At 32.7% G+C, this 3,310-nt stretch carries 5 protein-coding genes; 4 read left to right on the forward strand and 1 reads right to left on the reverse strand.

The genetic code is table 11. The features are described from left to right. Positions 1–56 precede the first annotated feature (56 nt). The 4 genes from bcp to DIU01_RS11280 all read left to right on the forward strand — a co-directional run bounded on the left by bcp (position 57) and on the right by DIU01_RS11280 (position 2,630). Entirely contained in the window at positions 57–509 is a 453-nt protein-coding gene (gene bcp / locus DIU01_RS11265; RefSeq protein WP_290834493.1) for a thioredoxin-dependent thiol peroxidase, read from the forward strand. A 124-nt stretch (positions 510–633) separates the two neighbouring features. Beyond that, positions 634–1,566: a peptidylprolyl isomerase gene (locus tag DIU01_RS11270; protein ID WP_290834495.1), complete on the forward strand. Its 933-nt coding sequence runs from the start codon at positions 634–636 to the stop codon at positions 1,564–1,566. 89 nt (positions 1,567–1,655) lie between these two features. Next, positions 1,656–2,006, forward strand: a complete 351-nt coding sequence (locus tag DIU01_RS11275) for a cytochrome c (protein ID WP_290834497.1) — start codon at positions 1,656–1,658, stop codon at positions 2,004–2,006. A 75-nt stretch (positions 2,007–2,081) separates the two neighbouring features. After that, positions 2,082–2,630 (forward strand): hypothetical protein, encoded by a 549-nt coding sequence (locus DIU01_RS11280; protein ID WP_290834499.1) that lies wholly within the window; start codon positions 2,082–2,084, stop codon positions 2,628–2,630. 55 nt (positions 2,631–2,685) lie between these two features. On the opposite strand, the gene DIU01_RS11285 is transcribed toward DIU01_RS11280, so the two are convergent. Beyond that, positions 2,686–3,310 (reverse strand): sugar phosphate nucleotidyltransferase (locus tag DIU01_RS11285; RefSeq protein WP_290834501.1); only part of this gene is annotated, 625 nt, incomplete at its 5' end.

A 3,310-nucleotide genomic window follows, 5' to 3' on the forward strand; every position in this document is an offset into this window, starting at 1 on the left:
AAAAATCCAATATCTAAAAATCTAATATCTAAAATCTAAAATCTAATATTTAAAAAATGACAACACTAAAAAAAGGCGACAAAGCACCAAATTTCGCAGCCAACGATCAAGACGGTAACACACATTCATTAACAGATTACAAAGGAAAAAAACTTGTAGTTTTCTTTTATCCAAAAGCCAATACTCCAGGTTGCACAGCAGAAGCTTGTGATTTACGAGATAATTTCGAACGATTTCAAGCCAACAATTACGCACTTCTTGGGGTAAGCGCAGACAATGCCAAAGCACAAGGAAATTTCAAAAACAAATACGATTTTCCATTTCCATTACTTGCCGACGAAGACAAAGCAGTTATCGATGCCTTCGGAGTTTGGGGTCCAAAAAAATTCATGGGACGCGAATACGATGGAATCCATAGAACCACATTTGTAATAGACGAAAACGGAATTATTGAAGATGTTATATCCGATGTAAAAACCAAATCGCACGCTAGTCAAATTTTAAAGTAAACTGGTTTTTCATTTTACTCCAAAAAGTAATTTTATAAAATAATTGGCTATTTCAAAAGTTCAAATTTAATGGTAATCCATATTATTATATTAAATTTGCACTTTAAAATATAAATTCAAGAAAATGGAAAACGGAATATACGCTAAATTTAACACTACAAAAGGTGCTATTTTAGTAAAATTAACACACGATTTAACACCAGGAACTGTTGGAAACTTCGTAGCATTAGCCGAAGGAAATCTAGAAAACAAAGCACGTCCGCAAGGAAAACCATATTACGACGGATTAAAATTTCATAGAGTAATTCCAGATTTCATGATTCAAGGTGGTTGCCCACAAGGAATAGGAACTGGTGGTCCAGGTTACAGCTTTGATGACGAATTTCATCCTTCATTAAAACATGATAAACCAGGTGTTTTATCTATGGCAAATTCTGGTCCAGCTTCGAATGGTTCACAATTTTTTATCACACATGTTCCAACAAATTGGTTAGATAACAAACATACTGTTTTTGGACATGTAGTTGAAGGTCAAGAAATTGTTGATGCTGTTGCTCAAGGCGATGTTCTAGAAACTCTAGAAATTGTTAGAGTAGGAGAAGAGGCAGAAAAATGGAACGCGGTTGAGGCTTTCAGAACATTTGAAGGAAACCGTCAAAAAAAAATCGAAGACGCTAAAAAAGCTGCCGAAGCTAAAATGGAAGAATTAGCAGCTGGTTTTGATAAAACAGAAAGTGGTTTACGTTATAAAATGATTCAAAAAGGATCAGGAAAACAAGCAGAAAATGGTAAAACAGTTTCTGTTCACTACGAAGGTTCATTAGAAACAGGTAAAGTATTTGATTCTTCTTATCCAAGAAAAAAACCAATCGAATTCAGACTTGGTCAAGGTCAAGTTATTGAAGGTTGGGACGAAGGTATTGCACTTTTACAAGTTGGAGACAAAGCGCGTTTTGTTATCCCATCTTATTTAGGTTATGGTCCATCTGGCGCTGGCGGAGTTATTCCACCAAATGCAACTTTAATTTTCGACGTAGAATTAATGGACGTTAAATAATATTAAATTTCAGATATTAGATTTTAAATATCCCAAAAGCGAGAGTTTTTGGGATATTTTTTTATATTTACCTCACTAATCAAGAAAATATGAAAACAAAAACAATAATTATTGCGGTTTTAGGAATAGTTTTATACTCGTGTTCACCCAAGATTGTACCACAAGAACAACCAGAAAAAGTTGTTGCTGTTAAAGAAATTCCCGTTGATGCTATAAAAAAAGAAGCTCCAGAAGAAGGTGCATCCTATCTAATGCTTTCACCAGAATTAGCTGAAGGAAAAGATTTATATGAAAACAATTGTGCTAAATGTCATGAACTTTATAATCCAAAAAAATTTACGGCAGAACAATGGACACCCATTTTAATCGACATGCAGAAAAACACGGATTTAACTGATGAGCAACGAATTAAAGTTTATAATTATGTTACTATGAAATAATAATTATCCGTCTTATGGCGGATTTTTTTATTGGAATAGTTTTTGACTTTGTATCTTTGAAAAATAGTCTATATCATGAAATTTTGTATTGTATTCTTCTTTACTTTTTTATCCATTCAAGCACAAGATTTGAGTCAGGCGCAACATTGTGGTTATGACTTTACTTCGTATTTGGTTTTAAATGTTCATGAAGAAGGTGCAAGTACTAATATTAAAAATCTCAAACTTACTTTAGTAGATTTGGATGAAAACGAATTGGTAAACACCAACAATAAATACAGTTGGAATGACGATAAAAAGCCGCTTACTTTTTTATTCAATTATAGAATTGACGATGATGCAACTGCAATTAACAACGTAGAAAATAAGAAAGAACGTTGGTTTTTTCCTTATGCAAAAGACAATTATTTTTTATCAATCATCAATTCATTTCCGGCAGATCAAGTTAAAGTGAAAATTGAAGACATCGATGGAAAAGAAAACGGCGGTTTATTCGAAACGCAAATCGTAGATTTAGGATATTTTGATTTATTTGTTTTATGCTCCAATCAAGCTCGAGATTATGCTGTTCAATTTGGTAGAAAAGCCAATAAACCTCTTGAAGTTATTTTAAAAAAGAAATAGCAAAATCATAATTTGATGTAAATTATAAAATTGCTATCTCCACTATTTTTGAAATCTATATAGTAAATCCGTCAGGTAAAATTGCACCTTTTTTTACTACTATAATTCCGTCTTTTATGGTGTATAACTTGGTGTTTGTATCTTCAAGATGACTACCACCATTGAGTCGAACATCATTTCCTATTCTACAATTTTTATCTACAATGGTGTGATTTATAAAACATCGGTCACCAATACCAACATTGATAATATTGTTTTCAGTGTTGTGCCTGATTTCTTCTAGATTTTGATAATAATCGTTACCCATTAAATACGAATTTGTAATTGTTGAACCAAATCCAACGCGACTTCTAATTCCAACTACAGAATGTTCGATTTGTGCTCCATTAATAATGCAACCTTCAGCAACAACCGATTTGTCAATTGTGGTCGCACCAGTGATTTTTGATGGAGGCAAAACCCTTGCACGAGTATAAATTTTACTAGAATTATCAAATAAATTGAACTTCGGAATATCATCAGTTAATCCTAAATTGGCTTCAAAAAACGAGTCGATGTTTCCGATATCAGTCCAATAACCTTCGTATTGATAACTCAAAATCTTCTGTTTTCCAATGGCTTGCGGAATAATTTCTTTCCCAAAATCTTTCGTATCTGGATTAGACATTAACTCAATTAAC

Origin of the sequence: Flavobacterium sp., assembly GCF_003525665.1 — a bacterium.
Classification (GTDB): Bacteria; Bacteroidota; Bacteroidia; order Flavobacteriales; family Flavobacteriaceae; genus Flavobacterium.